The sequence below is a fragment of the Kineosporia babensis genome (genome assembly GCF_021129305.1).
Classification (GTDB): domain Bacteria; phylum Actinomycetota; class Actinomycetes; order Actinomycetales; family Kineosporiaceae; genus Kineosporia; species Kineosporia babensis.
The window spans coordinates 547,651-574,427 of the sequence record NZ_JAJOMB010000001.1; the positions used below are offsets into that span (position 1 = coordinate 547,651).

25 protein-coding genes and 1 riboswitch are annotated in these 26,777 nt (G+C 69.1%); of the genes, 13 read left to right on the plus strand and 12 right to left on the minus strand.

Annotated features, from left to right (window positions below; translation table 11 throughout):
• Window positions 1-31: 31 nt before the first annotated feature.
• The 3 genes from grpE to LR394_RS02545 form a co-directional block, all read right to left on the minus strand.
• On the minus strand, window positions 32-829 hold the full coding sequence (grpE, locus tag LR394_RS02535) for a nucleotide exchange factor GrpE (protein WP_231438676.1): 798 nt from the start codon (window positions 827-829) through the stop codon (window positions 32-34).
• Window positions 829-2,700 (minus strand): molecular chaperone DnaK, encoded by a 1,872-nt coding sequence (gene dnaK / locus LR394_RS02540; protein WP_231438677.1) that lies wholly within the window; start codon window positions 2,698-2,700, stop codon window positions 829-831. Before dnaK ends, grpE begins: the two co-directional genes overlap by 1 nt.
• A gap of 144 nt (window positions 2,701-2,844) precedes the next feature.
• A complete protein-coding gene (locus LR394_RS02545) occupies window positions 2,845-3,822 on the minus strand; it encodes a hypothetical protein (RefSeq protein ID WP_231438678.1) in 978 nt (325 codons plus the stop codon).
• Between the two features lie 100 nt (window positions 3,823-3,922).
• Here LR394_RS02545 and LR394_RS02550 point away from each other — a divergent pair, with 100 nt between their 5' ends.
• From LR394_RS02550 to LR394_RS02575, 6 genes are all read left to right on the plus strand, one after another.
• Entirely contained in the window at window positions 3,923-4,609 is a 687-nt protein-coding gene (locus LR394_RS02550; protein WP_231438679.1) for a response regulator transcription factor, read from the plus strand.
• 2 nt (window positions 4,610-4,611) lie between these two features.
• A complete protein-coding gene (locus LR394_RS02555; protein ID WP_231438680.1) occupies window positions 4,612-5,982 on the plus strand; it encodes a HAMP domain-containing sensor histidine kinase in 1,371 nt (456 codons plus the stop codon).
• 172 nt (window positions 5,983-6,154) lie between these two features.
• Complete coding sequence (locus LR394_RS02560) at window positions 6,155-6,658, plus strand: hypothetical protein (protein ID WP_231438681.1); 504 nt, start codon at window positions 6,155-6,157, stop codon at window positions 6,656-6,658.
• Complete coding sequence (locus LR394_RS02565) at window positions 6,658-7,665, plus strand: FAD:protein FMN transferase (RefSeq protein ID WP_231438682.1); 1,008 nt, start codon at window positions 6,658-6,660, stop codon at window positions 7,663-7,665. Before LR394_RS02560 ends, LR394_RS02565 begins: the two co-directional genes overlap by 1 nt.
• On the plus strand, window positions 7,662-8,273 hold the full coding sequence (locus tag LR394_RS02570) for a ferric reductase-like transmembrane domain-containing protein (protein ID WP_231438683.1): 612 nt from the start codon (window positions 7,662-7,664) through the stop codon (window positions 8,271-8,273). Before LR394_RS02565 ends, LR394_RS02570 begins: the two co-directional genes overlap by 4 nt.
• Window positions 8,270-9,520, plus strand: coding sequence for an NADH-ubiquinone oxidoreductase-F iron-sulfur binding region domain-containing protein (locus LR394_RS02575; RefSeq protein WP_231438684.1), 1,251 nt, complete (start codon window positions 8,270-8,272; stop codon window positions 9,518-9,520). The genes LR394_RS02570 and LR394_RS02575 overlap by 4 nt, the downstream gene beginning before the upstream one ends.
• A gap of 117 nt (window positions 9,521-9,637) precedes the next feature.
• Here the strand turns inward: LR394_RS02575 and LR394_RS02580 are convergent, their stop codons facing one another.
• The 3 genes from LR394_RS02580 to LR394_RS02590 are packed head-to-tail and all read right to left on the minus strand — an operon-like array spanning window position 9,638 to window position 12,715.
• On the minus strand, window positions 9,638-10,417 hold the full coding sequence (locus LR394_RS02580; RefSeq protein WP_407936970.1) for an energy-coupling factor transporter transmembrane component T family protein: 780 nt from the start codon (window positions 10,415-10,417) through the stop codon (window positions 9,638-9,640).
• 8 nt (window positions 10,418-10,425) lie between these two features.
• Window positions 10,426-11,952: an ABC transporter ATP-binding protein gene (locus LR394_RS02585; RefSeq protein WP_231438686.1), complete on the minus strand. Its 1,527-nt coding sequence runs from the start codon at window positions 11,950-11,952 to the stop codon at window positions 10,426-10,428.
• On the minus strand, window positions 11,945-12,715 hold the full coding sequence (locus tag LR394_RS02590; protein WP_231438687.1) for an ECF transporter S component: 771 nt from the start codon (window positions 12,713-12,715) through the stop codon (window positions 11,945-11,947). Before LR394_RS02590 ends, LR394_RS02585 begins: the two co-directional genes overlap by 8 nt.
• A 50-nt stretch (window positions 12,716-12,765) precedes the next feature.
• Window positions 12,766-12,871: riboswitch (TPP riboswitch) on the minus strand.
• 80 nt (window positions 12,872-12,951) lie between these two features.
• Between LR394_RS02590 and LR394_RS02595 the strand changes: the two genes are divergently transcribed.
• From LR394_RS02595 to LR394_RS02610, 4 genes are all read left to right on the plus strand, one after another.
• Window positions 12,952-13,104, plus strand: coding sequence for a hypothetical protein (locus tag LR394_RS02595; RefSeq protein WP_231438688.1), 153 nt, complete (start codon window positions 12,952-12,954; stop codon window positions 13,102-13,104).
• A gap of 87 nt (window positions 13,105-13,191) precedes the next feature.
• Complete coding sequence (locus LR394_RS02600; RefSeq protein ID WP_231438689.1) at window positions 13,192-13,467, plus strand: DUF4235 domain-containing protein; 276 nt, start codon at window positions 13,192-13,194, stop codon at window positions 13,465-13,467.
• Between the two features lie 2 nt (window positions 13,468-13,469).
• On the plus strand, window positions 13,470-14,369 hold the full coding sequence (gene mmuM, locus LR394_RS02605; protein WP_407936962.1) for a homocysteine S-methyltransferase: 900 nt from the start codon (window positions 13,470-13,472) through the stop codon (window positions 14,367-14,369).
• 109 nt (window positions 14,370-14,478) lie between these two features.
• On the plus strand, window positions 14,479-16,242 hold the full coding sequence (locus LR394_RS02610; RefSeq protein ID WP_231438691.1) for a hypothetical protein: 1,764 nt from the start codon (window positions 14,479-14,481) through the stop codon (window positions 16,240-16,242).
• 93 nt (window positions 16,243-16,335) lie between these two features.
• Here the strand turns inward: LR394_RS02610 and LR394_RS02615 are convergent, their stop codons facing one another.
• The gene (locus tag LR394_RS02615; protein ID WP_231438692.1) at window positions 16,336-17,460 is read right to left on the minus strand and encodes an IPT/TIG domain-containing protein; all 1,125 of its coding nucleotides are present in this window, start codon (window positions 17,458-17,460) and stop codon (window positions 16,336-16,338) included.
• A 1,308-nt stretch (window positions 17,461-18,768) separates the two neighbouring features.
• Window positions 18,769-19,647, minus strand: a complete 879-nt coding sequence (locus tag LR394_RS02620) for an oxamate carbamoyltransferase subunit AllH family protein (protein ID WP_231438693.1) — start codon at window positions 19,645-19,647, stop codon at window positions 18,769-18,771.
• A 345-nt stretch (window positions 19,648-19,992) separates the two neighbouring features.
• On the opposite strand from LR394_RS02620, the gene LR394_RS02625 reads away from it, so the two are divergent.
• Window positions 19,993-21,378 (plus strand): uracil-xanthine permease family protein, encoded by a 1,386-nt coding sequence (locus tag LR394_RS02625; RefSeq protein ID WP_231438694.1) that lies wholly within the window; start codon window positions 19,993-19,995, stop codon window positions 21,376-21,378.
• Window positions 21,379-21,389: 11 nt separating this feature from the next.
• On the opposite strand, the gene LR394_RS02630 is transcribed toward LR394_RS02625, so the two are convergent.
• Entirely contained in the window at window positions 21,390-22,223 is an 834-nt protein-coding gene (locus LR394_RS02630; RefSeq protein WP_231438695.1) for an LLM class F420-dependent oxidoreductase, read from the minus strand.
• Window positions 22,224-22,320: 97 nt separating this feature from the next.
• On the opposite strand from LR394_RS02630, the gene LR394_RS02635 reads away from it, so the two are divergent.
• Entirely contained in the window at window positions 22,321-22,665 is a 345-nt protein-coding gene (locus tag LR394_RS02635) for a MerR family transcriptional regulator (RefSeq protein WP_231438696.1), read from the plus strand.
• On the opposite strand, the gene LR394_RS02640 is transcribed toward LR394_RS02635, so the two are convergent.
• Together LR394_RS02640 and LR394_RS02645 are read right to left on the minus strand one after the other, a co-directional pair.
• Entirely contained in the window at window positions 22,640-23,527 is an 888-nt protein-coding gene (locus tag LR394_RS02640) for a 5-oxoprolinase subunit C family protein (RefSeq protein WP_231438697.1), read from the minus strand. The two genes, LR394_RS02635 and LR394_RS02640, sit on opposite strands and share 26 nt — an antisense overlap.
• Window positions 23,527-24,144 carry a 5-oxoprolinase subunit B family protein gene (locus LR394_RS02645; protein ID WP_231438698.1) on the minus strand — a complete coding sequence of 206 codons (618 nt, stop codon included), beginning with the start codon at window positions 24,142-24,144 and terminating at the stop codon, window positions 23,527-23,529. The genes LR394_RS02640 and LR394_RS02645 overlap by 1 nt, the downstream gene beginning before the upstream one ends.
• A gap of 146 nt (window positions 24,145-24,290) precedes the next feature.
• On the opposite strand from LR394_RS02645, the gene LR394_RS02650 reads away from it, so the two are divergent.
• The gene (locus LR394_RS02650) at window positions 24,291-26,135 is read left to right on the plus strand and encodes a bifunctional metallophosphatase/5'-nucleotidase (RefSeq protein ID WP_231438699.1); all 1,845 of its coding nucleotides are present in this window, start codon (window positions 24,291-24,293) and stop codon (window positions 26,133-26,135) included.
• 74 nt (window positions 26,136-26,209) lie between these two features.
• On the opposite strand, the gene LR394_RS02655 is transcribed toward LR394_RS02650, so the two are convergent.
• Complete coding sequence (locus LR394_RS02655; RefSeq protein WP_231438700.1) at window positions 26,210-26,752, minus strand: GNAT family N-acetyltransferase; 543 nt, start codon at window positions 26,750-26,752, stop codon at window positions 26,210-26,212.
• Window positions 26,753-26,777 lie beyond the last annotated feature (25 nt).

The window sequence follows — 26,777 nt, forward strand, 5'->3', positions numbered from 1 at the left end:
ACCAGGTCTCCCGGGCCGGTCCGGCCGGGTATCAGTTGGGGTCGGCGACGGCGACCCGGGCTGCCCGCAGCACCCGGTCACCATTGCGATAACCGGGCTGGAGCACCTGGACGACGGTGGTCGTCGTGGTGCCCTCGGCCAGTTCCGCCTCGGTGTGCATGAGCGCCTCGTGCACCTCCGGGTCGAAGGCCTCCCCGGCCTCGCCGTAGCGAGCCAGACCGAACCGCTCGAGCACCGCCTCGAGCTTCTCGGCGATCGCCGCGAACGGCCCGGACTCCAGGTCGCCGTGCTGACGGGCCAGGTGGACGGCGTCCAGCACCGGAAGCAGCGCCTCCAGCACTCCGGCGATCGCCGTCTCCTTGGCCACGTCCCGGTCACGGTCGACCCGGCGCCGGTAGTTCACGAACTCGGCCTGCAGACGCTGCAGGTCGTCGAGCCGCTCGGCAGCCGAGGAACGGGCGGCGTCGAGGTCGGCCAGAATCCCGTCCAGCGAAACCTCCTCAGCCGTCACGTCTTCTCCGTCCTCGACCGTTTCGGCCTTCTCGTCGTTCTCGTCCGGCTCCGGCTGATCAGCACGATCAGTTCCCTCGGCCGGACCTTCCTGGTCGGCGGTGTCGCTACCGTCGGCCTCGTCCGGTTCGGCGGCAGGCGCCGCGGCGGCGTGCTTGCCACCGTTCTTGCCGGCCTGCCCGGCGGCCTCGGCCGGCTCCTTCGAGCCGGCCGATTCCTCGCGCACCTCACCGGTTTCCGGATCGAGCCGACGTCGGTCGCGGATGACCGGGCCCGAGGGGCCCTGGTCGTCCGACGGATCGACAGTCTGCTCACCCATCACTTGTCCTCGTCGACGATCTCGGCGTCAACCACGTCGTCGTCGTCCTTCTTGGCCCCGGCGCCACCGGCCGCACCCGCACCGGCGCCCGGAGCAGCACCCTCGGGCGCACCCTCGGACTGCTGCGCGTACAGCGCGGCGCCGAGTTCCTGGCTGGCCGTGGACAGCGCCTCCTGCTTGGCCTTGATCTCGGCGATGTCGGTGCCCTCGAGCGCCGTCTTCAGCTCCGCGATCGCGGTGTTGACCTTGGCCTTGCCCTCTTCGGGGAGCTTGTCCTCGCTGTCGCGCAGGAACTTCTCGGTGGAGTAGACCAGCTGCTCGGCGCCGTTGCGGACCTCGGCCTCCTCGCGGCGGACCCGGTCCTCCTCGGCGTGCGCCTCGGCTTCCTTGACCATCCGGTCGATCTCGTCCTTGCTCAGGGCCGAGCCGCCGGTGATCCGCATCGCCTGCTCCTTGCCCGTGCCCCGGTCCTTGGCGGACACGTTCACGATGCCGTCGGCGTCGATGTCGAAGGTGACCTCGATCTGCGGCACGCCACGGGGGGCGGGAGCGATACCGGTGAGCTCGAAGTTGCCCAGCGGCTTGTTGTCCCGGGCCAGCTCACGCTCGCCCTGGAAGACCTGGATCAGCACCTGCGGCTGGTTGTCGTCGGCCGTGGTGAAGACCTCGGAGGCCTTGGTCGGGATCGCCGTGTTGCGGTGGATGAGCTTGGTCATCACGCCGCCCTTGGTCTCGATGCCCAGGCTCAGCGGGGTGACGTCCAGCAGCAGGACGTCCTTGCGGTCACCGAGGATGACACCGGCCTGCAGGGCGGCGCCGATGGCGACGACCTCGTCCGGGTTGACGCCCTTGTTCGGCTCCTTGCCACCGGTGAGCTCGCGGACCAGCTCGCTGACCGCCGGCATCCGGGTGGAACCACCGACGAGCACGATGTGGTCGATCTCGGAGACCGAGATGCCGGCTTCCTTGATCACCGACTGGAACGGCGCCTTGGTGCGCTCGAGCAGGTCGGCGGTCATCTGCTGGAACTGCGCCCGGGTGAGCTTCTCGTCCAGGTGGACCGGGCCGTTCTCGGTCATCGAGAGGTACTGCAGCGAGATCGTCGTGGACGTCGCGCTGGAGAGTTCCTTCTTCGCCTGCTCGGCGGCCTCACGCAGCCGCTGCATGGCGATCTTGTCCTTCGACAGGTCCACGCCGGTCGAGCTCTTGACCGTGTTGACCAGGTGGTCCATCACCCGCTGGTCCCAGTCGTCACCACCGAGGTGGTTGTCACCGGCGGTCGAGACGACCTGGATGGCGGTGCTGCCGCCCTCCTCCACGTCCACCTCGAGCAGGGAGACGTCGAACGTGCCGCCACCGAGGTCGAAGACCAGGATGCGCTCGTCCGCCTTGCCCTTCTCCAGACCGTAGGCCAGGGCCGCGGCGGTGGGCTCGTTGATGATCCGGCGCACGTTCAGGCCCGCGATCTCGCCGGCTTCCTTGGTGGCCTGGCGCTGCGAGTCGTTGAAGTAGGCCGGGACCGTGATCACCGCGTCGGTGACGGTCTCGCCGAGGTACTCCTCCGCGTCGCGCTTGAGCTTCTGCAGCACCCGCGCGGAGATCTCCTGCGACGTGTACTTCTTGTCGTCGATCGCGATGTTCCAGTCCGTGCCGACGTGCCGCTTGACGGAGCGAATGGTCCGCTCGACGTTCGTGACGGCCTGGCGCTTGGCGACCTCACCGACCAGCGGTTCGCCGGACTTGGCGAACGCCACGACCGACGGCGTGGTGCGGCCGCCCTCGGCGTTCGCGATGACAGTGGGTTCGCCACCCTCGAGCACGGACACGACCGAGTTGGTGGTTCCGAGGTCGATTCCGACCGCTCTTGCCATGATCTTTGGTTCCCTTCGATAAGAGCTGAGTGGCCCTCACTCAGGTTGATACGCCTCGCCCGGGTAGTCAACTCGAGACTGACTTAACCTGAGTCTGCTTGGCTCAACTATCGAAGAACCCGCCGTGTTCCCGGTCGGCGGCACTTACATCCCCAGGGTGGGCCCCTGCGGGGTCTCGCCGCCGGTCTCCGCAACACCTGTCACACAGTCGGGCGCCGTGGACTGCACCGAAGCTGCACCCGAAGAGCCGGAAGGGCACTGCGCCGGCGATCCGGCGGCAGCGGCCGGGGATTCCGTGGAACTGCCGGCCTCTTCCGGCTCGGCCGTCTCAGTGGCCTCACCGGAGCGATCCGCGTCCGGCGCCGAACCCGAAGGGGACTCCTCCGGCGACGTGACGGCCGGCGGGTCGGAGGGGATCGAGTCGGTCGGCCCGTCGGGGGGACCGGTTGGAGTGGCCGAGGGCGGGGTGGTCACGGTCTCGGTGGGTCCCGACGGCGTCGGCGCGGAGATCGTGGGCCCCGGCGACTCGGTCGCGTTACTGCCCGAAGGAGTCGGCTTTTGGGTGTTCGTGGGGGCAGAGGATGCCGTCGGATCCGCCGGATTCGGTGAGACGTCCGTCACATCTGGGCTCGGGGGTGTGGTAGGGGCCGTCACCGACAGATCCTGCGGGTCGAGCGCGGCCTGGCTGAAGGCCGGCGTCCCCTCCTCGCAAACCGCCGTGACCAGCAGCGCTCGCTCGCTGCCGAGGGAGAAGACGACCTGCATCCGGCGCTCGGTGGCGGCCGCGATCCGGGCCTGCCAGCCCGCGTCCGGCAGGGCGTAACCGGCCACCCGGGATCCGGCGCACCGGGCCTGCACGCGGCCCCCGGCAGCACGTACGGACCGGCTGGTACTCCCCGTCTCGGCCGGTTGCCCGGACGAGCCGGTCCGGCCCTGGGGAAGGCCACCGTCAGTGACTGGGGTGGGCGACTGCGACGCCGGAACTGCAAGCGGTGACGATGACGTCAGCTGCTGCGACGTGACCTGACGGTTGGCCGAGCCGATCGCGAACGTGGCGATCGCGGCAACCACGGCGACTCCGGCGAGCCAGCCGAGCAGTCCGCCGACGATCCGGCGTTTCACCCAAATCACCTCCTCGGGCACCCTAGCGTTGAGCCGGGCGGGTGTAGATCCGGACATTCAGAATGTCCCGAACCTGCTCTCAGCCGGTACCGTCGCGCACGTGGCGGTCATTCTGATCATCGAGGACGACGCGGGTATCCGCGCGGCCCTCTCCAGAGCTCTGACCGATCGCGGTCACGCAGTGCAATGGCAGCCGGGAGGTCTTCCCGGTCTGCAGTCGGTGATCGACGATCGGCCGGACGTGGTCCTGCTCGACCTCGGTCTGCCGGATGTCGACGGCATCCAGGTGCTCACCATGCTGCGCGCGGTGAGCGAGGTACCGGTGATCGTGGTGACCGCCCGCGACGAGGACCAGGACGCGGTGAAGGCGCTGGACGCCGGGGCCGACGACTTCGTCACCAAGCCGTTCGGGGCCGACCACCTGGACGCCCGGATCCGCGCGGTGCTGCGCCGCGGCGGTCCGCAGAAGACCGAGGGCCCGCTCACCGTCGGCGGTCTCGCGCTGGACGCCCGGACCCGGGTCGCCACCCTGGACGGCGAGCCGCTGGAGCTCTCCCGCAAGGAGTTCGACCTGCTGCTGGCCCTGGCCCAGCGGGCCGGCGAGGTGGTCAGCAAGCGCGAGCTGCTGGCCGAGGTGTGGCAGCAGCCCTACGGCGGTGGCGACCGGACGATCGACGTGCACCTGTCCTGGCTGCGCCGCAAGCTCGGTGAGTCGGCCGCGGAACCGCGTTACCTGCACAGCACCCGGGGCGTCGGGATCCGCCTGGTCGCCCCCGGAACCGACTAGAGATGCGCTGGCGGCTGACCCTGCTGGTCGCGGCCACCACCTCGGCGGTGGTCCTGGCCTTCCTGATCCCGCTGACCCTGCTGCTGCGCTCACTGGCCGAGGAACGCACCCTGGCCACGGTCACCGCCGACGCCACCAACCTGGCCCAGATCGCCGCCAACTACGGCGCCACCGGGGCGGCGGCCGAGCTCGAGAACACCGAGAACCCGCTGGGCACGGTGTCGGTGTTCCTGCCCGACGGGGACGTGCTGGGTGCCGAGGTCGGCGACGACAGCGCCAACATCGACAAGGCCAAGCGCGGTCTGGCCTTCACCAACCGCGAGGACGGCCACGCGGTGGTCTACGCCCCGGCGCTGACCACCGAGGGCGCCTACATCGTGCGCACCGAGGTCAGCGGGGACGAGCTGCACCGCGGAGTGGGCCGGGCCAGCTGGATCCTCGGCGCCCTGGGCACGCTGCTGCTGGCGCTGTCGGTCGGGGCGGCCGACACGCTGGCCCGAAGACTCAGCGATCCGATCAAGGACCTGGCGGCCGCGGCCGACTCGATCCGCGACGGCCGCCTGGACATCCGCAGCCCGGAGCACGGACCACCCGAGGTGGTGGCGATGGCCGGGGCGCTGAACCGGCTCTCGGCCCGGATCGAGCAGTTGCTGATCTCCGAACGCGAGTCGGTGGCCGACCTCTCGCACCGGCTGCGCACCCCGGTCACCGCGCTGCGCCTGGACGTGGAGAGCATCACCGATCCGGAGCTGGCGCAGCGGATCGAGGAGCACGTGGCCACCCTGGAGCGCACGGTCAACGCCGTGGTGCAGGACGCCCGGCGCCCGGTGAAGGCGAACGTGACCTCCCGCTGCGACGTGGCCGCGCTGGTCGGCGAGCGGGTGGCGTTCTGGTCGGCGCTGGCCGACGAGCAGGGCCGCTCGCTGCGCACCTGGCTGCCGAGCCGGCCCACCTGGGCCCGGATCGACACGGTCGAGCTGACCGACGTGGTGGACGTGCTGATCGACAACGTGTTCGCGCACACCGAAGAGGGCGTGCCGCTGGAGGTCACGGTCAACACCAACGCCGCGCACGAGATCGTGCTGGCGGTGCAGGACGGCGGGCCGGGTCTGCCCGGGGCCGACGTGGTGGCCCGGGGGCACAGCAACGCCGGCTCCTCGGGGCTGGGTCTGGACATCGTGCGGCGCGCCGCCATCGCCTCCGGCGGCCGCCTCGAGCTGGGCCGTTCCCGCCTCGGCGGGGCCAAGGTCCAGGTCGTGCTCAGCCCGGCCGAGACCCGTACCCGCGAGCGGATGCGCCAGCGGCGCAGCTCCGCCGGGGGCGGGCTGACCGACCGGTTGCGCAAGCTGACCAAGATCGGTTCCTCCTCCTGAGGGGCCGGGGGAGGATCACCCGGAGCAACCACACCGGGTAATTCCCCCGTCACCCCCGCACTGCCGTCGAATACCCGCCCTCACCTGCAAGTTCGCAGGTGGTTGAGGTTCATTTGAGGGTTGAATGACCGGCTCTTCACCTGATCCGATCCACAGTGGGCGGGTGCGTTCCGTGAGCCCTGACGACCGAGACCGCGGCCTTCGGGTCGCCGGCGCCGTGACCGGTGCCGTCACCGCGATCACCCTGGTCGCGGTCGGCGGCACCACGGCCCTGGCCGCCTCGCAGACCCGTGAGCAGGACGCGGTCAGGGCCGCCGCCGCGCAGGCCCAGGCCCAGCTGGTGGCCGAGCAGCAGGAGGCTCAGCCCGAGGCCACACCCACCGAGCAGGCGCCGCGCAAAAAGAAGAAGAAGCGGCCGAAACCGCAGGCGGACAGCACCACGGCGCCGACCACGGCCAGCGGCACCGAGGATCTCCCGGCCACCCAGCCCACGGCCGAAGACGCGCCCGAGCCGGCCACCGACGTCCCCAGTTCTGAGAGCACCAAGACGAAAACCACCACCTCGGAGCCCGAGGCGAGCACCCCCGAAGCCACCGAGGAGACCTCCGCTCCCGAAGAGGCCACGGAGCCGGCCGAGACCACCACCCCACCGGTGGTCCCGACGAGCGCCTCCTGATGCCCGCCGAGAAGGCGGCCCAGTACGGCACCGCCCGGTGGAACGCCCTGGGTACGTACGCCGCGCTGGTGGTGGCCGATGCCGAGCGGCTGGACGCGGCCCGCCTGGCCTGCGAACGCATCCTGGCCGAGATCGACCGTGCCGCCAGCCGTTTCCGCACCGACTCCGATCTGGCCCGGGCCAACCGCTACGCCGGTCAGTGGGTGGGTGTGGCCCCGCTGCTGTGCCGGGCGCTGTCGGCCGCGGTCTGGGCCGCCGACCTCACCGACGGCCTGGTCGACCCCACCCTGGGCCGGCAACTGCTGGCTCTGGGCTACGACCGCGACATCGAGGAACTGCGCCGGTCGATGGCCACCGGCCAGCCGGTCGACTCGCTGATCGCCCCCGGCCTGGTCTCGGCCAACCCCGCGCAGACCTCTTACCCGGTCCGCACCGACGCCTGGCGGGAGATCGAGATCGACCCGCAGGGGGCAGTGCGGGTGCCCAACGACGTCTCGCTCGATCTCGGCGCCACCGGCAAGGCGTTCGCCGCCGACCTGATCGCCGAGACGGTTCCGGCCGAGGCCGGTACCGATCTGGTGATCAGCCTGGGCGGTGACATCGCGGTCGGCCTGCTGCCGGGCACCGAGCCGGGCACCTATCCCTGGCGGGTCTCGGTCACCGAACTGCCCGAGAACGTGGCCACCGCCGGAAGTGAGATCGTGGTCATCCACGAGGGTGGGATGGCCACCTCTTCGGTACTGGCCCGGCGCTGGTGGAACGAGGGCGACGTGCACCACCTGCTCGACCCGCGCACCGGGCGTCCGGTCGACGCGGCCTTCCGCACGGTCACCGCCTGCGGCTGTTCCTGTGTGGAGGCGAACGCGATCAGCACCTCCTCGATCGTGCGCGGCAGCGCCGCCCGGGCCTGGCTGGAGGCCGAGGACGTGGCCGCCCGCCTGGTCGGGGCCGACGGCACGGTGCACCGGGTGGCCGGCTGGCCCGAGAACGTGCTCGTCAGCGCATGAACCTGGAGTTCTTCACCGAGGCGTTCCAGGACGAGCGGCTGCTGTGGTTCCTCAACCGCGGCACCGGCGTCATCCTGCTGGTGCTGATGACCGTCTCGGTGGGCCTGGGCGTGCTGTCCACGGTGCGCGCCTCTTCGGTGTTCTGGCCCCGCTTCGTCACCCAGCAACTGCACCGCAACGTCTCGCTGCTGTCGGTCGCCCTGCTGATCGCGCACGCGGCCCTGGCAGTGGTCGACGAGTACGTGAACATCCGCTGGTGGGACGCGTTCGTGCCGTTCCTGGGCGAGTACCAGCCGCTGTGGCTGGGACTGGGCACGGTGGCCACCGACCTGGTGATCATCACCGTGCTGACCGGACTCTCGCGGACCCGGTTCCGCTCGCGCACCTGGCGGACCATCCACCTGACCTCGTACCTGGGCTGGGGCGCCGGGCTGGTGCACGGTTTCGGGATCGGCACCGACAGCCGCGAACCCTGGTCGGTGGCGATCAGCATCGTCTGCGTGGGGGTGGTGGCGGGGGCGATCGCCGTCCGTCTGAGCACGCTCGGGCAGGAACGGCAGCTGGAACGCCGCGGCGCGGCCGAGCGCCCCCGCCGGAGCCGCAGATGACGAACGCGCTGCTGGAGGCCGGTTTTCACGGTGACGTCTCGGTGCTCGACGGGCCGCTGCTGCTGCGCGGCCTGGCCCACGGGCCGAGCCTGCCGGCACACCGCGAGCTGTGGGACGAGCCGGCCCGGCGGACCGCCCAGCAGCTGATCGAGCTGAGCTGGAAGATCGGGCTGACCGGTCGGGGCGGGGCGGAGTTCCCGTTCGCCCGCAAGCTGCAGACCGCGGTCGAGTCCGGGCGCAAGCGGGAACTGGTGGTGAACTGTTCCGAGGGCGAGCCGGCCAGCGCCAAGGACAGCGCGCTGATGCTGGCCGCGCCGCACCTGGTGCTGGACGGCGCGCAGTTGCTGGCCGAGGCGCTGGAGATCGGCCATGTTCACATCTCGGTGCCGGGTGAGCGGCTGAGCGTGGTGCAGGCGGTGAAGGCGGCCATCCGGGAGCGGCGGCGCGGGCGTAAGGCAGTGGCGTTCGAGCTGCACGTCACCAGCGGTGGCTTCGTGGGTGGGCAGGCCCGCGCGGTGCTGGAAATGGTTTCCGGGCGGGACAATCTGCCGGTCACGGCTCGGGAGCCGGAGGCGGTCGCGGGGCTGCGCGGTCGGCCGACCATGCTGTCCAACGCCGAGACCCTGGCCCACCTGGCGGCGGTGAGCGACCTGGGGCCGGAGACCTACATGGCGCAGGGCACGGCGGCCGAGCCGGGCACCCGACTGCTGTCGATCGCGGCCGACGGCCCGGGCGGGCTGGTGCTGGAGGCGCCGTACGGGGTGCCGCTGGCCGAGCTGCTCAGCCTGTGCGGCTACGACCCGGCCCGGCCGTTGCTGCTAGGCGGCTACCACGGCACCTGGCTGGCCCCGTACCAGGTCACCAACTGCACGCTGAGCAGCCAGGACATCGCCCGGTTCGGGGCCCGGCTGGGCGCCGGGGTGCTGCTGCCGATGCTGCCGGGCGACTGCCCGCTGAGCTACACCGCACAGATCGTGGACTACCTGGCTCAGCAGCGGGCCAAGCGCTGCGGGCCGTGCACCAACGGTCTGCCCGCCCTGGCCAGCGCCTGCATGCGACTGCCGGGAGTGCGCTCGCGCCGCGAATCCGCTGATCTGGTGCAGCGGATCAAGGAACTCACCGGCCTGGTCACCGGCCGCGGGGCGTGCGCACATCCGGACGGCACGGCCCGGCTGGTCGGCTCGATGCTCGACACATTCGCCGCCGAGATCGAGAACCACGTGGACGGGTACTGCCACTACGCCTAGGAGCCGCAGGGCCCACCCTTGAACGTGTACATCCAGGCCACCTGGTACCAGATGCCCCGTGTGTACACATCGCGCGTCAGTCCCCACGGCCTCCTTTGGCAAGCGCCACAGCAGAGTTCAGGTCAGGAGCAGATTCCACGTCCCGGCCAGCACCCCAGCAGTGGTCGCCACCGCAGCAACACCCACCCCACCGAGCACCACCAGCCAGTCCCCCCGGCCGAAGTGCGCACGCCGGGCCCAGGTACGCGGAGCATCCACCCCGAATCCCCGAGCCTCCATGGTCGTGGCCAGCACAGTTCCCCGGCGAATCGCGATCACCAGCAACGCGAACACCTGCCCGCCGAACGCCCGTACGCCCTGCTCCAGGCCGCGCGCTCGCCGGGCCATGCTCAGGGTCTGCCACTCCTGGGCCAGCAGCCCGACCAGGCGCAGGGCAGCCAGGGCGGAGAGCACGAAACGGTGCGGCAGCCTGAGGTTCTGGGACAGCGCATCAGCCAGGTCGGTGGGATCGGTGGTGGCCAGCAGCACCACCCCGGGCAGGCCGATGGCCAGGATCCGCAGGGTGATCGCAACCGCCGACTCCAGCGAGCCTTCGGTGATCGTGACCGGCCCCAGCCCCAGCAGGGTCGAGCCGCTGTCCACGCCGAAGAGCAGGGTGAAGATGCCCGCCGGAATCGCTCCGAGCAGGATGATCCAGCTGGTGCGGAACAGCTTTCGCAACGGCAGGCCGCACCAGGGCAGCGCGGCCAGCTCCAGGGCCAGAGCCACGCCGGCGGTGACCGGATCCACGGTCAGGATCAGCGCAACCGAAATGATCGAAGCCACCAACAGTTTGGCGGCCGGATTGGCCCGGCCGATCGGCGCGGTCGAGGCCTCCCGTTGATCCAGGCCGGTCAGCAGCACGGTCACAGCTTCACCACCTCTCCGTGCGCGGCCAGCAGCTCGACCAGCTCGGCGTCGTGGGTGGCGGCCACCACGGCCTTGCCCTCACCGAGCAGTTCCACCAGCAGGGCGGCCAGTTCGGCCCAGGTGCGAGCGTCCTGACCGAAAGTCGGCTCGTCGAGCACGAGTACGTCAGGCGCAGTGGCCAGCACGGTCGCCACCGACAGCCGGCGCTGTTCGCCGCCGGAGAGGGTGTACGGGTTGGCCCGGGCCAGATGGTCCAGCCGGAGCCGTTCGAGCAAACCCCCAATTTGAGACGTTGTTGCTGGGTTTGCCTTTCCGAAGAGACGTTTCTTCTGGCTGGCCACCCGTTCCGGCCCGACCGCGAGCTCTTGTTCCACGGTGGGAGCGACGAACTGGTGCTGCGGGTCCTGGAACACGGTGCCGATCCGGCTGACCAGTTGTCCGGCTCGCCACTTGTGCGGGTCCGGGCCGGCGCCCTTGGCCAGGGCATCCGAGGCGGTCAGCTTGCCCGCGGCCGGTGCGGTCAGACCGGCCAGAGCCAAAGCAAGCGTGGATTTGCCAGCCCCGTTCGCACCGGTGATGGCCAAGGCCCGACCGGCTCGCACCACCAGGTCGACGTCCCGCACCGGGGGCTGCTCCTGGCCCGGCCGCCGAGCAGCCAATCCCTGCGCCGTAAGCAGGGGCGACCTACCCACAGCAACCACCTGTTTACCCACACCTACACGCCCCGCCGCGCCGCTACGTCCCCCATTACCCGGAACCCAAACCCCCGCCGCGGCCAGCGAATCCGTCTGCTCCGCAAACACGCGTCCCGGAGGCCCGTCGGCGTACACCCCACCGCCCGGCTCCAGCACCACCACCCGATCGATCAGCGGCAGCCAGGGCTCCACCCGGTGCTCGATCAGAATGCAGCCCGCGCCAGTCATCTCCAGCACCGTGGCAATCGTCTGCCGAACCTGATCGGCGCCCTCCGGGTCGAGCATTGCCGTGGGCTCGTCGAGCAGCAGCAACCCCGGGCCGAGCGCCAGCACCCCGGCCAGAGCCAGCCGCTGCCGCTCCCCGCCCGAGAGCTGCCCGGTCGAATGCTCGACGGGGTACGGAAATCCCACCCCGTCGAGCGCCTTGTGCACCTTGGGCCAGATCTCGGTCTCCGGCACGGCGTGGTTCTCCAGGCCGAACGCCACGTCGTCGCCGCACCGGGCCAGCACGGTCTGCGCCTGCGGATCCTGCAGCAACAGCCCGGTCACGGCGTGCCCGTCGCGTACTGCCTCCTGCCGCGCCCGGCGCGTCTGCACACCGTCGATCAGTAGTACGCCCTCCTCGTCGCCGCCCGACTCGTCCGGATCCAGCAGCCCGGCCAGCCCCGCCAGCAGCGTCGACTTACCCGCCCCACTGGCGCCGAGCAGCAGCACTCGCTCGCCCGGCTCGATCCGCAGATCCAGCCCGCGCACCGCCCAGGCCTTGCGCGTGGAGTGGCGCCAGCCCCAGCCGCGCGCCTCGACCAGGGGCGGCCCGGGTTCAGACACGTTCTGCGGTCCGGCCCGAAGCCAACGGCGCGAGTGCTCCGGTGCGCGCCAGTGCCTGGGTGAGCAGCCATGACCCCAGCCCGGCGATCACCACGCCGGAAGCCATCGCGACCACTACGTAGACCAACTTGGTACCGGCGGCGAGCTCGGGGTAATAGATCACCGTGTCCAGGAGGCCGACCGCCACGCCCGCCCCGGCACCCGCCAGCAGGGAAGTAACGAGGCCGTAGCTGCGGTAGAGCAGCAGAGCGAACACCACTTCGGCACCCATACCCTCGACGATGCCGTACCAGACCGTGCTGAAGCCCCACTCGTTACCGACCAGCGCGGACAACGACGCCGCCACCAGCTCGGTGTACACCGCTGCTCCCGGACGCCGTACCACCAGCGCACCGAGCACCGCGGGGAACAGCCAGACGCCCACCACCAGCGCAGACACTGGCGGGACCATGGCCTCGCGCAGCGGGGTAGAGGCGACGTTCCACGCGGCGAAGATCAGGCCGCCGGCCACACCGAGCACGCTGGCCACCACGATGTCGACCACCCGCCAGCGTCCGGCCTTGGCCGTCGAGGCAGTGATCGCTACCCCCGCGGTGCCGACAAACAGGGCGATCGGCACGGTCAGGTCGGCCAGCGGGGTACCGAACAGGCTGACGCTGCCAGGTAGGCCGATCAGGTAGATCAACACGCCCAGGGCCACCGCGCCGACCGCTACGTACAAGCGGGGGCCGTTCCAGGGCTTTTCCGGTTCCTTCTGGTTCATCGTGGCGCTCCTCCGGTATCGGAGGGGTGCCGTCTGCCCGTGGGCAAACGGCCGAGGACGGCTCGACTCCCTTCGCCGGCATGACCCGGATCAGGTTCGAGGGTCTGCGGTCACCCGCACTCTCAGCGCCCCTTTGGCGCTCCCCTGTCGCACCTGTGACGTTACACCTACTTAGCGCTCGGCGCCGAGACCACTTCTGCGCTGACAGTGCGCTCAGCATCTGTCACCCTGTTGCGATGATCCTCAGGATGCTGCGCAGCACCACTGAGTCCGGCACCGGGCCCAGCCCGCTGGCCCGGCTGCTCGCTCTACTGTGCCTGATCGGCATGCTCGGGATCACCGCCCCGGTTCTCATCCCCATGCTGCGCTGGGTCTTCGATCTGCTCTGAGGGCCCTTTGACGATGCTCGGCCGCGGCATTTACGACAGGATTGATCCACAGTCCGGACGTATGTGGCGCGGTGAAGGAGAGCAGGCATGAACTCGGTGATGTGGAAGGTCCTGTCCGCAGTCTCCGCGATCGCGGCGGCGCAGGCGGCCAACCAGACGCTCAACCTGATTTGGAAGGGCGCCACCGGCAACCAGCCGCCGACCGTCCCGGAGGACCCGGAGACCACCTGGAAGGAAGCCATCGCCTGGGCCGCGCTGTCCGGCGCGATCATGGGGGTGGCCCGGATGTTCGCCACCCGCAAGGCGGCGGCGTACTACGTGAAGTCCACCGGCAAGATGCCGAAGGCCCTGATCCGGGACTGATCGTGCTGCCGTTGGGTGACAGGCCTCTGCTCCTGGACGGAGGCCTGTCCACCGAACTCGAATATCGCGGGTACGACATCTCCGGGCAGCTCTGGTCCGCCCAGTTGCTGCTCGATGCGCCCTCCGCCGTGGTCGCGGCGCACCGGGCTTTTCTCGACGCCGGCGCCGACATCATCACCACCGCCAGCTACCAGGCCTCCCTGGAGGGCTTCGCCCGCGCCGGGTACTCATCCGCCACGGCCCAGCAGCTCATCCGCCGCTCGGTCGAGCTGGCCCGACAGGCCATCGACGAGTCCGGCCGCCAGGCTTTCATCGCCGGCTCGGTCGGACCCTACGGCGCCATGCTGGCCGACGGCTCCGAATACACCGGGCAGTACGGGGATATCAGCCTGTCCTCGTTGCGCGACTTTCATCGCCCCCGGCTAGAACTGCTGGCCGAGGCCGGAATTGACGTCCTGGCGGTCGAAACCGTGCCCTCGCTGCTCGAGGTCGAGGCTCTTCTCTTGGAACTGGACCGCCTCGGTCACCCAGCCTGGCTCTCCCTGACCACCCAAACGTCCCCAGTTGGTGTTCTTACTCGACGCGATGAACCAGCCGCAAAAGCCTTCGCAATGGCCGGTTCTGCCGCTTCGCTGATCGCGGTGGGCATCAACTGCACCGATCCCGTGGGCGCCGGGGCTGCCGTAGCACTGGCCGCTGACACCAGCGGCAAGCCCGGCGTGGTTTATCCGAACAGCGGGGAGGGTTGGGACACGGTCCGCCGAGTTTGGACGCCCGCCTCCAGCTCTCAGGGTTTGCTTGGAGACGTAGACGGCTGGGTTGCGTCGGGAGCGCGCATCATCGGTGGTTGTTGCCGGGTAGGACCGGCCCAGACCAGAGCCCTGGCTGAGAATCTCGCCTGAGTTTCTTGCAGATCGCTGCGCCGGACGAGTGAGTCGGCGAGCACGGGGCGTGCGGCGTTCACTCATTCGGTGGTTCACGTTGAGCTAGCCCTGAATCACTATCTGTCACATGAGCTTGAACAACGTCACCGCCCACGAAACTGCCACGGACTCGGCGAACCGGAAGTGCCTGACGCGCAACCGGGTCGTGGGCTCGCTGATCGCCACCGCCCTTGGCGTCAGCCTGTTCGCCCCCTCGGCGAGTGCCGCCGCTCCCGGCTCCGCGTTCCAGGCGGCCTCGGCCGGCAACAACGTTCTGGTCAACGCCGCGCCGGTGGCCGCCCCCGCCACGTACACCCCCGCCACCGTGCACAACCCCGCCGCCGGTAACGGCAAGCTCGAGATCACCGCGACGACCGACACTTTCGAGGCCAGCCTGGCCGACTTCCGGGCCGCCAAGTGGACGGCCGTCGTCAACTCCCGCACCATCCCGGTGACCTGGGTCTCCGCCACCAAGGTCACGGTCGCGCTGCCCGCCGGTGAGGCCGGCACCGCGGCGACCATCACGTTCAAGAAGGACGGGGTGGACACCGGCGAGGCCGAGATCAAGTACGAAGGCAAGATCACCAGCGTGATGTGGAAGCTGGACGGCGCCGACGGATCCCGGATCGGCACGATCCGCGGCGTCGGACTGGACAAGATCACCGGGCTGAAGCTGGCCACCACCGTCGCCGGTGACGCGTCGGCGCAGGAACTCACGCTGACCTCCCGCGCCGACCTCGCTGCGCTGACCGCGGCCGCCGAGGGCTACACCAAGACCGCCACCGAGGTACGGGTCAAGCTCCCGGCCAACGTGACCGGCCAGGAAGGTGCCTGGCGCCTGGCCACCACCTACACCACCGGCTTCCAGCTCGCCGCGATCTCCCCGGCCACCAAGCTCGACACCAAGTTCGTGGCCCCGAAGCTCACCCGGCTCTCCGCGGCCGCGTTCAACACCGCAACCACCAGCGACGTAACGGTTTACGGAACCAACCTGGGCGCCGTCGCCGAAGCCGCCACCACGACGCCTGCCTCCTACGGTGTCTTCCTGCGCCCGGTCGCCGCCGTCGACGCCAGCACCGACATCAAGGCCACGATCAAGAGCAGCAAGCAGACCCAGATCGTCATCGCCACGCCGGTGACCAGCGTGCCGAGCCCGATCGCGACCGGCGCCTACCGCGTGGTGCTCAAGAGCGGCCTGGGCGAGACCGTCGCCAGCAGCAAGCCCACCGAGCGCATCGAGGCCGTGGCCTCCGCCGACGTCACCGGCCTGGCCAACATCGGCGGCAACGGCGGCGGGGCCCGGCTCACCGTGGCCGGCAGCATCCTCGGGGCCGACGTCAAGACCTTCAACTCGCTGAGGTTCAGCGCCAAGAGCAAGGTCACGGTCAACGGCAAGGACAGCTTCAAGACGATCGCCCTGAAGTACATCGACAAGGACACCGTCGAGGCCGCGATCCCGACCGGCACCCCCGGCGAAACCGTCCCGATCACCGTGTACCGCAACGGCGTCGAGATCGACTCGTTCAACCTGAAGTACGACGCCGCAATCACCGGCCTGACCAAGAACGTGCTGACCACGGCCGGCGGCGACGTCAAGATCAACGGCGTGGGCCTGTCCGGCACCTTCACCCTGAAGAACATCGCCAAGGCCGACGGCAGCGCATTGTCGGCCGACGCGGCCCTCGCCGCCGACAAGGTCAAGCTGGACACCAAGGGCAAGTCCGGCACCCTGACCATCCCGGCCCTGGCCGAAGGTGTCTACCAGATCACCTTCGCCCCGGCCTCCCCGTTCGCCGGCGCCAACCAGGTGTTCACCAGCAAGTCGGTGCTGACGGTCAGCAACAACGGCTGACCCCCTCAGCCGCAAAAGGCCGGAGCCCGGTCCCCTCGCGGGGGCCGGGCTTCGGTGCGTTTCAGAAGAAGCGGTGTGTGCTGCCTTTCTGGATCAGAACATGGCAGCCGTGTAGGTCGCAGTCTTCGACACCGGGGTTACCTCCGAGGTGTAGAGGCCAGCAGCTGTTGCGTTCAGCAACTGGACCGAAAATGCGCCGCTCAATGCAGCCGTCTTACAGGTCAACGATGTGTCGCTCTCGACGATGACCCCGGTGCAGGGGAAGAGATCAGCCGTGTCAGTGGTGTTCGCAGTCAAGGTTGTACCGCCGGGAACGAAAGCCACGACCACCTTTGCACCAGCGCCCCCGAACGTGAGCTTGTCGAAGCCCGCACCGGTCACGGTGACAACACGGTTTGCCGTACCGTCCCCGACGGCCGGCTTCACACTAACAACGGGGACGTATGTCAGGGTATCGGTCGTAGTGTTGGCAGATCCGTACTCGCTCGTGACTCGGACGGGGAAACCTGCACCCGGTGCGTGCGCAGGCAACTTGACGGAGAGCCTATTCGCATCGACATATGTGGCCGTTGCCTTCACACCGTCCACGGTGGCGGTTGTCTTGGCCGTGAATCCGGTTCCAGTTACGGTGACCGTATTTCCGCCCTTAACTGGAGCCTTCGCGATACCGCCCGTACCACCAGAGATGGTTGTCGCGGTGGGCGCTGCTGCGGTCTTAAAAGCGCCTGATCCTAGAGATGCTGCCGCAGCGGTAGTGCCGTCGAAGACACAGAGTGTCCAGGAACCACCGGTGAGCGCATCCGTCGTCAAAGTAATTTTCGTGGCGCTCACCACGTTGAACGCCGCTGCATCAACTCCGGTCGCCGCATCTGCGGCGAGACATGCGGCACCGGGGAAGAAGACGGCGGCTTTGGCGATATCTTCACCCAGCTTATCCTGGAAGCCCTTGCCAGTGACGCTTATCTGAGTTCCACCAGCGGCGTTGCCAGTGACCTTGTTGAGCTTTAGCGGCGTTGCGGCAGCCTCTGACGTGCCTGCAATGGTCAGGGTGCCCGCCACCGCGAGCGCGGCAGCAGCAGTCAGGCCGAGGGCTCGCTTGGCCGTGAATTTAGGGGTGCGCATTGCGTTTCCTCCGCGTGAGAGCTCCCGGGGCCCCATCTGTGAAGCCCCACCGAGATGCCTTATCGACGCCCTCCCCGTCGGATGAACGTCCAGCACGTAGCCTCACCCCTACGCGGGCGTAAGGCTACGAACCGCGACGGTTTCCCCGGGGAAATTGCCGATTGCGCAACCCCTTTCGGGGGACAGGGTGCGGCAATACCCGGGAAATGTTGCACGCCGTGACGGTTGGCGTGCGGACGGGCGAATCCAGTGATCTTTAGCGGGTTCTATGTAACGCGGACGTAGCCCAGTCGGGGGACGGTTTGGCCTGTCTCGAGGTCGGATGTCGCCCCAAAAGCACTCAGTGGGTGCACTTCTGGCGCGGGTCGGGATCGTCGGCGGCCTGGCGCTCGAGAGGCGAAGTTCAAGGATTTTGCCAGGTGGGGTCTGGGGTTTCGCAGATGGTTGCGCGTGCCTTGAGGGTTTGTCGGGCGGCGGCGTTTCAGAGATGGGCCATGGCTGCGGATTGGCCTTCGCCGTCGGAGCCCGGGCAATGGAGCAAGGGCGTGAATGTGTACATCGTGTACGTCTGGTACCGGGTGGACTCGATGTACACGTTGTCAGTGCTTCCTTGGCAGGGTGCACTGTTAAACGGACCGGGCGTGAGGGCTCGAAGTCTTAACGGTCGGGCGCCGGGTCCCGAGGGATGTCGGCGGCGGGGCGAGGCAGTGCTGGCGACCATGGCAGGGACCGTGGCGAACCGATAGCGATCCGGCAACGTTCCAGTGGCGCTGCGGCTGGTCTGGTGCCGATCGGCTGCAGTGTCCAAATCTGGGCACCGTGGGTGGCGCGGCAACCTCGGTGCGCTGAATCGACTCCGCCAGAGCTCTGACCTCAACGAGCTGGACTCTGCCCTTGCGGCGGGTGCGGTTCTGCCCGGACGTACCTAGGCGCAGGCGTCATGCAGTGCGAGTGCGTTGCGCGGGCCGAAGGGGAGTTCGCCAGTGGCTTTCCCCGCTCCCCGAAGCCCGTGCCACGATCCGCGATCCAAGGGGGCGGTTCGCTACATCGGGGCAATAAAATCTGGATATAGCAAACTTTATTGCCCCGATCCTGGGATGCGCCCACCGTCACCGGGCAAGGAAAACAAATCCCGGATTGCGCGGCCTAGTCCGCCGCCGACGGTGAACTACATCAGCGGCACCACTAGTCATGAGAGCCCGCGTGCTGCCAGCCCGGTGCTGCCAGCCTCGTGCTGCCGAACCAGAGCTGTCGGTCTCGCGCTGCTGACCTTGTCACGAGGGCCCGGGTGCCGAGGCCCAGGCGCTGAAGGTCCGGGTGCCGAGGCTCTGGTGCTGAGGGCCGGGGTGCTGGAGCCGCGTCTGAGAGCGGCTCCAGCGGGGCGAACGGCTGGATCAGGAAAGGTCAGGAGACCGCGATGGCGCCGATCGGGCCGGTGGCGTCGATTGCGGCGCGGCGCCGGGTGGGGCCCTGCATCAGGCAGGTGAGCTGGGCGACCGCCCCGGCGGCCATGGCGGCGCCGGAGCTGGCGCCGACCGGGAGCACCTGGTCCAGGGCGGGGCGGATGGCGGCCGGGTCTCCGGTGCTCAGGGCGCCGACGAAGCGGATGAGCTGGGGCACGACCGCGCCCTTGACCGCGGAGCGCAGCAGGGCGGCGCTGATGGCGGTGGTGCGGCCGTCGGCACCCGCCACGCCGTCGGCCAGGAGGCGGTGGGTGGTGGAGCGGGGGGCCCAGGCGGCGAGGGCGGCGAGGGCGCCGATGAGGGCGTCGTCGCCGGCCGGGGTGAGGCCGGGGCCTACGCCCAGCAGGGCCTTGAAGGCGGCCTCGGCCTCGCCCTGGCGCAGCAGGTCCAGGCCTTCGTCGAGCGGGCCCGCGGCCTCGGCCAGCAGGCTGTCCAGCAGCGTGGTCGGCAGCAGCTCGGGGGCCGGCGGGGGCAGCACCTGCTTGGGCTGGGTGGGGTTCCACCAGCGCAGCACCGGCAGCCGGGTACCGGCCATGGAGACCGCGCCGTAGCCGAACTCGATCGGGCCCGGGGAGACCGGCGTGCCGTTGACCATCACCGGGACCAGATCGGCCACGCCGGGCGGCAGGGTCAGGCCGATCGGCAGCTGCACCGCGGCCGGGTCCAGCAGGGCCACCACGGCACCGGGCAGCTGTTTACCGTCCTCCCCGGTCACCGGATCCAACTCCAGGTAGACAGCCCCTGACACGATCGCGCTCACCCGCGCCGGCCGGATCGGACCGGAGAGGAGAGGGAACAGGGTCAGGCTCGCGGCCGTCATTTTCTTACCTCCGAACGTCCGCGAAGTGACTCAGCGGACAACAGCACGTCTGAGGAACCCGACTGAAACTACCGGACGGGGGCGACAGATCGGGCATCCGCATCGTCAGACTCGCGGAGGGCCTCCGATCGGTCCACGGAAGGCGACGGCTCGCTACTGAGCGGTCACAAAGCGGCCCGCCGGTGCCTCCGGCAACCAGTGTGATCAAGGTGCGCACCGCGTCCTCAAGCAAGGTGTCTGTGAGGATCGGGTTAAAAGGATCTACAGCCGAGTGACGCGCTGTACCACCCCCTCCTACGCTTCGGCGTCGGAGAGCACCACCCCGTCAAGAGGAGAAACACCGCAATGGCCATCGGCTGGAAGCTGCACGGAGACGGCAAGACGCTGGCTCCGGGCGATGTCGTAGCACCGCACGAGCGGCTCAGCTGGGACCGCACGATCGGGCTCGGCGCCCAGCACGTGGTGGCGATGTTCGGCGCCACCTTCGTCTTCCCGGTCCTGATGGGCCTGAACCCGCAGCTGGCGATCATGATGAGCGGGATCGCGACGATCGTGTTCCTGCTGATCGTGCAGAACAAGGTGCCCTCGTACCTGGGCACCAGCGTCTCGTTCATCGGCGGGGTGGCCGCGATCCGGGCCCAGGGCGGTGACTCCGCCGACGTCACCGGGGCGATCCTGGTGGCCGGCCTGGTGCTGATCGCGGTGGGCCTGGTGATCCATTTCGCCGGCGCCCGGGTGGTCAACGAGATCCTGCCGCCGGCCGTGACCGGTGCGGTGGTGATGCTGATCGGCTTCAACCTGGCGCCGGTGGTGGCCGACACCTACTGGCCGCAGGACCAGTGGGTGGCCCTGCTGGTGATGCTGTTCGTGATCGTGCTGAGCGTGGCCGTGGGCGGCTTCATCGGCCGGATCGCGATCTTCCTGGGCCTGGTCTTCGGCTACGTCCTGTCCTGGGTGTTCGACCAGACCTTCGGCCAGATCACCGCTTTCAACGCGGGCACCGGCGAGGTGGACACGCACTGGCGGGTGGTCTGGGACGGCGTCGAGAGCGCGGCCTGGTTCGGCTTCCCGGAGAAGACCGTGATCGGCCCGGACGGCCTGGAGATCGCTGGCTGGCACACCCCGACCTTCTCGGGCACCTTCATCCTGCTGGTCCTGCCCGCGGTGATCGCCCTGGTCGCGGAGAACGCCGGGCACGTGAAGGCGGTCGGCGAGATGACCCGCGAGGACCTGGACCCGTACATGGGCCGGGCGATCGCCGGTGACGGTGTGGGCACGGTGCTGGCCAGCGCGGTCGGCGGTTCCCCGACCACCACCTACGCCGAGAACATCGGCGTGATGGCGGCGACCCGGGTGTACTCCACCGCGGCGTACTACGTGGCCGCGATCGTGGCGATCCTGTTCGGCCTCTGCCCCAAGTTCGGCGCCCTGGTGGCGGCCACCCCGGGCGGTGTGCTGGGCGGGATCACGGTGGTGCTCTACGGCATGATCGGCCTGCTCGGCGCCAAGATCTGGGTGCAGAACAGGGTGGACTTCGGCAACCCGGTCAACCTGGTGCCGCTGGCCGCGGGCATCGTGATCGCGATCGGCGACACCTCGCTGGTGGTCACCGACGACTTCTCGTTGTCCGGCATCTCGCTGGGCACGATCGTCGCGGTGGTCGGCTGGCACCTGGCCCGCGCGGTGGCCCCGGCACACCTGAAGCAGCAGCTCCGGGCCGAACGCCGTTGAGAACGACCAGTTCAGAGAAGTAGCGCGTAGCGGTCCAGGGCCCGCAGAGTCTCCGAGCGGCCCTGAACCGGCCACAGTGCCAGCAGTACCCGGTGCACACCCAGTTCCCGGGCCCTCTCCAGATCGTGCTGAGAGGGCCCGTGGAAGGTGGCCAGCACCGGCGGCACCGCGGCCTCGCTGCGCGCCGCCACCGTGGCGAGTTCCTTCATCCCACGCTCCAGTTCGTCCAGCGGAAGGCCCACCGGCGCCATCCAGCCGTTCTCCGAGGCCACCACGCGGGCGAAGGTACTCGGCCCCCAGCCCGCCACCCAGATCGGCGGATGCGGACTCTGGACCGGCTTCGGCCACATCCTCAGCTGATCGAAATCGACGAACCGGCCATGGAACTCGGCGTCCTCCTGAGTCCAGATCGTCTTCACCGCGGCCAGCCGTTCCATCAGCAGAGTGACCCGCCGGCCCGGATCGGTACCGTGATTGAGCATCTCCTCACGCAGCCAGCCCGCTCCCGCCCCGAGCTCCACCCGGCCTCCTGAGACCAGATCCAGGCTGGCCAACTCCTTGGCCAGATGAATCGGATCGCGCTGCACCACCAGGGCCACCGCCGTGCCCAGCCGCAGCCGGGTGGTGGCCACCGCCGCCGCGGTCAGGCTGATGAACGGGTCGAGGTTGCGGTAGTAGTCGCGCGGCAGCGGATTGCCGTCCGGCGTGGGGGTGGCGAAACGGGTTGGGATGTGCGTGTGCTCAGGCACGAACAACGACTCGAAGCCCAGGCTCTCGATCTGGCGGCCCAGTTCGGCCGGGTGCATCTGCTCATCGGTGATGGCCGTGAAAATGCCGGTCTGCATCGCGCCACTCACCAGGGAAGCAATTCCGCTCGGACGGCCGTTACGGTAAACACTGACACCTGCGTCAGGGTCAAGCAGCGGACCTCTGGGGGCGACGATGCGGATCGGCGAACTGGCGCAACGCACGGGGGCAAGTGTCCGCTCGCTGCGCCATTACGAGGCGAACGGCCTGCTCAGCGCGGAGCGGCGGAGCAACGGCTACCGCGAGTTCCCGGACTGTGCGGTCGAGACGGTGGCCCGGATCCGGGCGCTGCTGGCCGCCGGTCTGCCTTTGGCCGCCATCGAGCAGGTGCTGCCTTGTGTGCTGAACCAGAAGCTCGAGGTTCAGACCTGCGATTCGGTGGTGGCCGTGCTGCAGAAGGAACTGTGCAAGCTCGACGCCCAGGCCGCACAGGTGCACCGGGCCCGTACGGCGATCAGCGCAATGCTGTCCGGAGCCTGAACCGCAGGGTGGTGCCCGGCGCCGCCTGCGCGGCCCGGTCGAGCGAAGCCCGGGTGACCACCCCGATCACCGGATAGCCGCCGGTGACCGGGTGGTCGTTCAGGAACAGCACCGGCCGGCCGTTGCCCGGGACCTGCACACTGCCGGTCATCATGCCTTCGGAAGGTAGTTCGCCGAACCGGACCCGTTCCAGGGCAGGGCCTTCCAGGCGCAGGCCCACCCGGTTGCTGGTCGGCGAGACCTGCCACGCGGTCCGGGCGAGGAGCATCAGCGCCTCCGGGGTGAACCAGTCGGCCCGCGGTCCGGGAATCAGATCGAGAACCGGTTGATGGAAGACGCCGGTGGGCACGACGAATTCGATGCTCGGTATCGGGGCGGCCGGCCCGACCGGCAACTCGTGCCCGACCGCGAGCGCCGGGGGCCCCAGCCCGCTGAGAACGTCGGTGGAACCGCTCCTCAGCGGGCTCTTGTTCACGAACCCACCCGAAACCGCAACGTAGCTGCGCAACCCGGCCACTGCGGTACCGATCTCGAGCACCTCACCAGGCAGCAACCGGACCGCAGCAGCGAAGGCGGCCGGACGTCCGTTGATCCGAACCGGCACCGGCGCTCCGGTGACCGCGACCCAAACCGGCTCGGAAACGTCCTCAAATTGCTGTGCGTCCCAAAGCAACCTGGGGCCACGCATGGTGGTCTCGAGAGCGGTTGCCCCAGAGCGGTTCCCGACCAGACGATTGGCCAGGCGGTACGACTCCTGGTCCAGGGCGCCGGACCGGGGCACACCGAGATGCGCATGGCCCGGCCGCCCCTCGTCCTGCATCGTGGTGAACACGCCAGGGTCCAGCACCCGGAAGAAGACCATCAGCCGACCTGCCGGAACCGGACCGTCATCCCCGGGCGGATCACAGCCGGCGGATTCCGGCGCATGATCCAAAGCGGCTGCTGCGTGGTCCCGATCAGCTGCCATCCGCCCGGCAGCCGCTTCGGGTAGACCGCGGTGAACTCATCGGCCAGGGCCACCGAACCGGCCGGCACCACCGGCCGGGGGTCGGGCCGGCGCGGCACCCGCAACTGCTGCGGCACCCCGGTGAGATAGGCGAAGCCGGGAGCGAACCCACTGAAAGCGGCCCGGAACTCGGTCTGGGTGTGCAGATCGATCACCTGCTGCTCGGCCAGACCGGTCAGCGCCGCCACCTCGGCCAGATCCGGTCCGTCGTACTGCACGTCGATGGTGAGCGTGCCGACCTCACCGCTGGCCGGGGCGGCATCGACCTCGGCCAGCAGCGTCTCGATCTGAACCGCACGAGGGTCCTGGAAGACGATCAGGACGGTGCTCATCCCCGGGACCACCTCGACCAGACCGATGCCCCGCTCCTGGCACAGCCCTCGCACCCCGTCGGCGAGCTGGGCCGGATCCGCGTCCGGCACGTCGACCAGGTAACCGTTCTCCCCCGCCCGGCGGGCCGTCCAGCGTGCCATGACCACCATTCAACTCGGTGCCGGCCACTCAGCCCAGAAGGCTCTTCGGGTGGCCTTTTGTGAACGATAGGTCAATGTTTGCGTTCGGGGCGCCTTCTATCGCTTTAGTCCTGGATCGCCCGCGCGGTCACGGATAGTTTTCGCTCATGACGTCCTCCCCCTTGCGTAGAGGCGGAATCACCGCGGCCGTGGCCGCGGGCACCGTTGCCGCCCTGTTCGCCCTGCCTGCCACGCCCGCTCAGGCCGCCGACGGCAGCCCCTCGGCCCAGGCCAAGAAGAAGCCCGCCAAGACCGTGGACCTGCAGATCCTCGGGTTCAACGACTTCCACGGCTACCTCGAGTCCGACAGCGCCGGCACCGTGCTGACCAAGACGGGCGAGGTCGAGGCCGGCGGCGCCGAGTACCTGGCGACCAAGCTGAGCACCCTGCGCAAGGGCGAGAAGAACAGCCTGACGCTGGCCACCGGCGACCAGATCGGTGGCTCGCCGTTCCTGTCCGGCCTGTTCAAGGACGAGCCGAGCATCGACGCGCTGAACAAGATGAAGGTCGACGCGGCCGTCGTGGGCAACCACGAGTTCGACGAGGGCGTCCCCGAGCTGCTGCGCATGCAGTACGGCGGCAACCACCCCACCGAGGGCAAGTTCGGCAAGACGAACTACCCGGGCGCGAACTTCAAGATGCTGGCCGGCAACGTCAAGTACAAGAAGAACGCCAAGGTCACCAAGCCGAAGAACGCCAAGAAGTACGGCAGCTGGTTCAGCAGCTCGACCGGTAGGACGGTGCTGCCGCCCACCACGGTAAAGGTCGTGAACGGCGTCAAGGTCGGCATCATCGGCGTGGTCACCAAGGAGTCCCCCGAGCTGGTCGCCCAGGCCGGGATCAAGGACGTCACCTTCACGGACGAGGTCAAGGCCGCCAACCTGGCCGCCAAGGACCTGCGCAAGCGTGGGGTAAAGACGATCGTCGCGCTGGTGCACGAGGGCGGTACCCCCACCACCGAGGGCGCCCCCTTCGACTACAAGTGCAACACCGGCGGCAAGACCAACCTGTCCGGCCCGATCGTGGACATCGCGCAGAATCTCAGCCCGAGCATCGACGTGATCCTGAGCGGCCACACGCACAACTCCTACGTGTGCGACATCAAGGACCCGAACGGCAACCCCCGCCTGGTCACCAGCAACCTCTCGTACGGCCGCACGGTCACCGAGATCGACCTGAAGATCGACAAGAAGACCGGTGACGTGATCCGGTCGAAGTCGAAGGCCAAGAACGTGGTGGTCGGGCACAAGCAGAAGAAGGACGCAGCGCAGACCAAGCTGATCGCGAAGTGGAAGGAGCTGGCCGGCCCGATCGCCAACGAGGTCGTGGGTGACATCACCGCCGACATCAAGCGCAGCGAGAGCCGCGACAGTGAGTCCAGCCTGGGCGACCTGATCGCCGACGCCCAGCTCGATGCCACCAAGGCCGCCGGCGACGGCGGGGCGCAGATGGCGTTCATGAACCCCGGTGGCGTGCGGGCCGACCTCAGCTTCGCCGGCTCGGACGCCGGTGAGGGCGACGGCAAGGTCACCTACGGCGAGTCGTTCACGGTGCAGCCGTTCGGCAATCTGCTGGTCTCGATCGACCTGACCGGCCAGCAGATCGACACCATGCTCGAGCAGCAGTGGTCCGCGCAGGCCGACGGCTCCACCAAGTTCCTGCACCTGGGCGTCTCCGAGGGCTTCACCTACAGCTACTCGAAGTCGGCGGCGATCGGCAGCAAGGTGGACGCGAGCTCGATCAAGCTGAACGGCGAGACGATCCAGGCGGACACCACCTACCGGGTCACGGTGAACTCGTTCCTGGCCGACGGCGGCGACGGCTTCACGGTGCTGGCCGAGGGCACGAACCGCGCCGGTGGCGGCGAGGACCTGGAGGCGTTCAACGCCTACCTGAAGGCGAACTCCCCGGTCACCGGCCCGACCCCGAACCGGGTGACGGTGCTGGACTGATCTGAACTGCACCAGCAACGGACGTCTCTGGTCGCCTTCGCGGTGACCAGAGACGTCCTCAGTTTGTAAGGGCTTTACTGCTTGAGGACGCTGGTGGGCACGCTGTCGGCTCCCTCACCGAGGGAGCGCTGCAGGTAGACGATGGTGAGCCACTTCCCGTGCTTGAAGCCAACGTTCTCGTGCCGCCCCACCTGGTGAAAGCCCAGCCGCTCGTGCAGCGCGATGCTGGCCTCGTTCGGCACCGAGACCAGGGCCAGCGCCTGCCGGAAGCCGAGCTCCTCGAGCTGCACCAGCAGTTCCTGGTACAACGCCCGCCCACCGCCCTTACCCCGGCGATCCTGATCCAGGTACACGCTGACCTCGCAGGACCAGCGGTAGGCGGCCCGTTTGCCCAGCGGCCCCCCGTAGGCGTACCCGATCACCCGGCCCCACTCGTCCTCCAGGACCAGCCAGGCGTGCTTCTCCAGCGCCGCGGCCATCCGGGAGGCCATCTCCTGCGGGGTCGGCGGGACCTCCTCGAAGCTGATCGTGGTGTCCAGGACGTACGGCGCGTAGATCGCGGCGCAGGCGGCCGCATCCTCAGGGGTCGCCGAACGAATCAGGTGCTCGGTGCTCATACTCCTAGATACTGTCGCACCGATA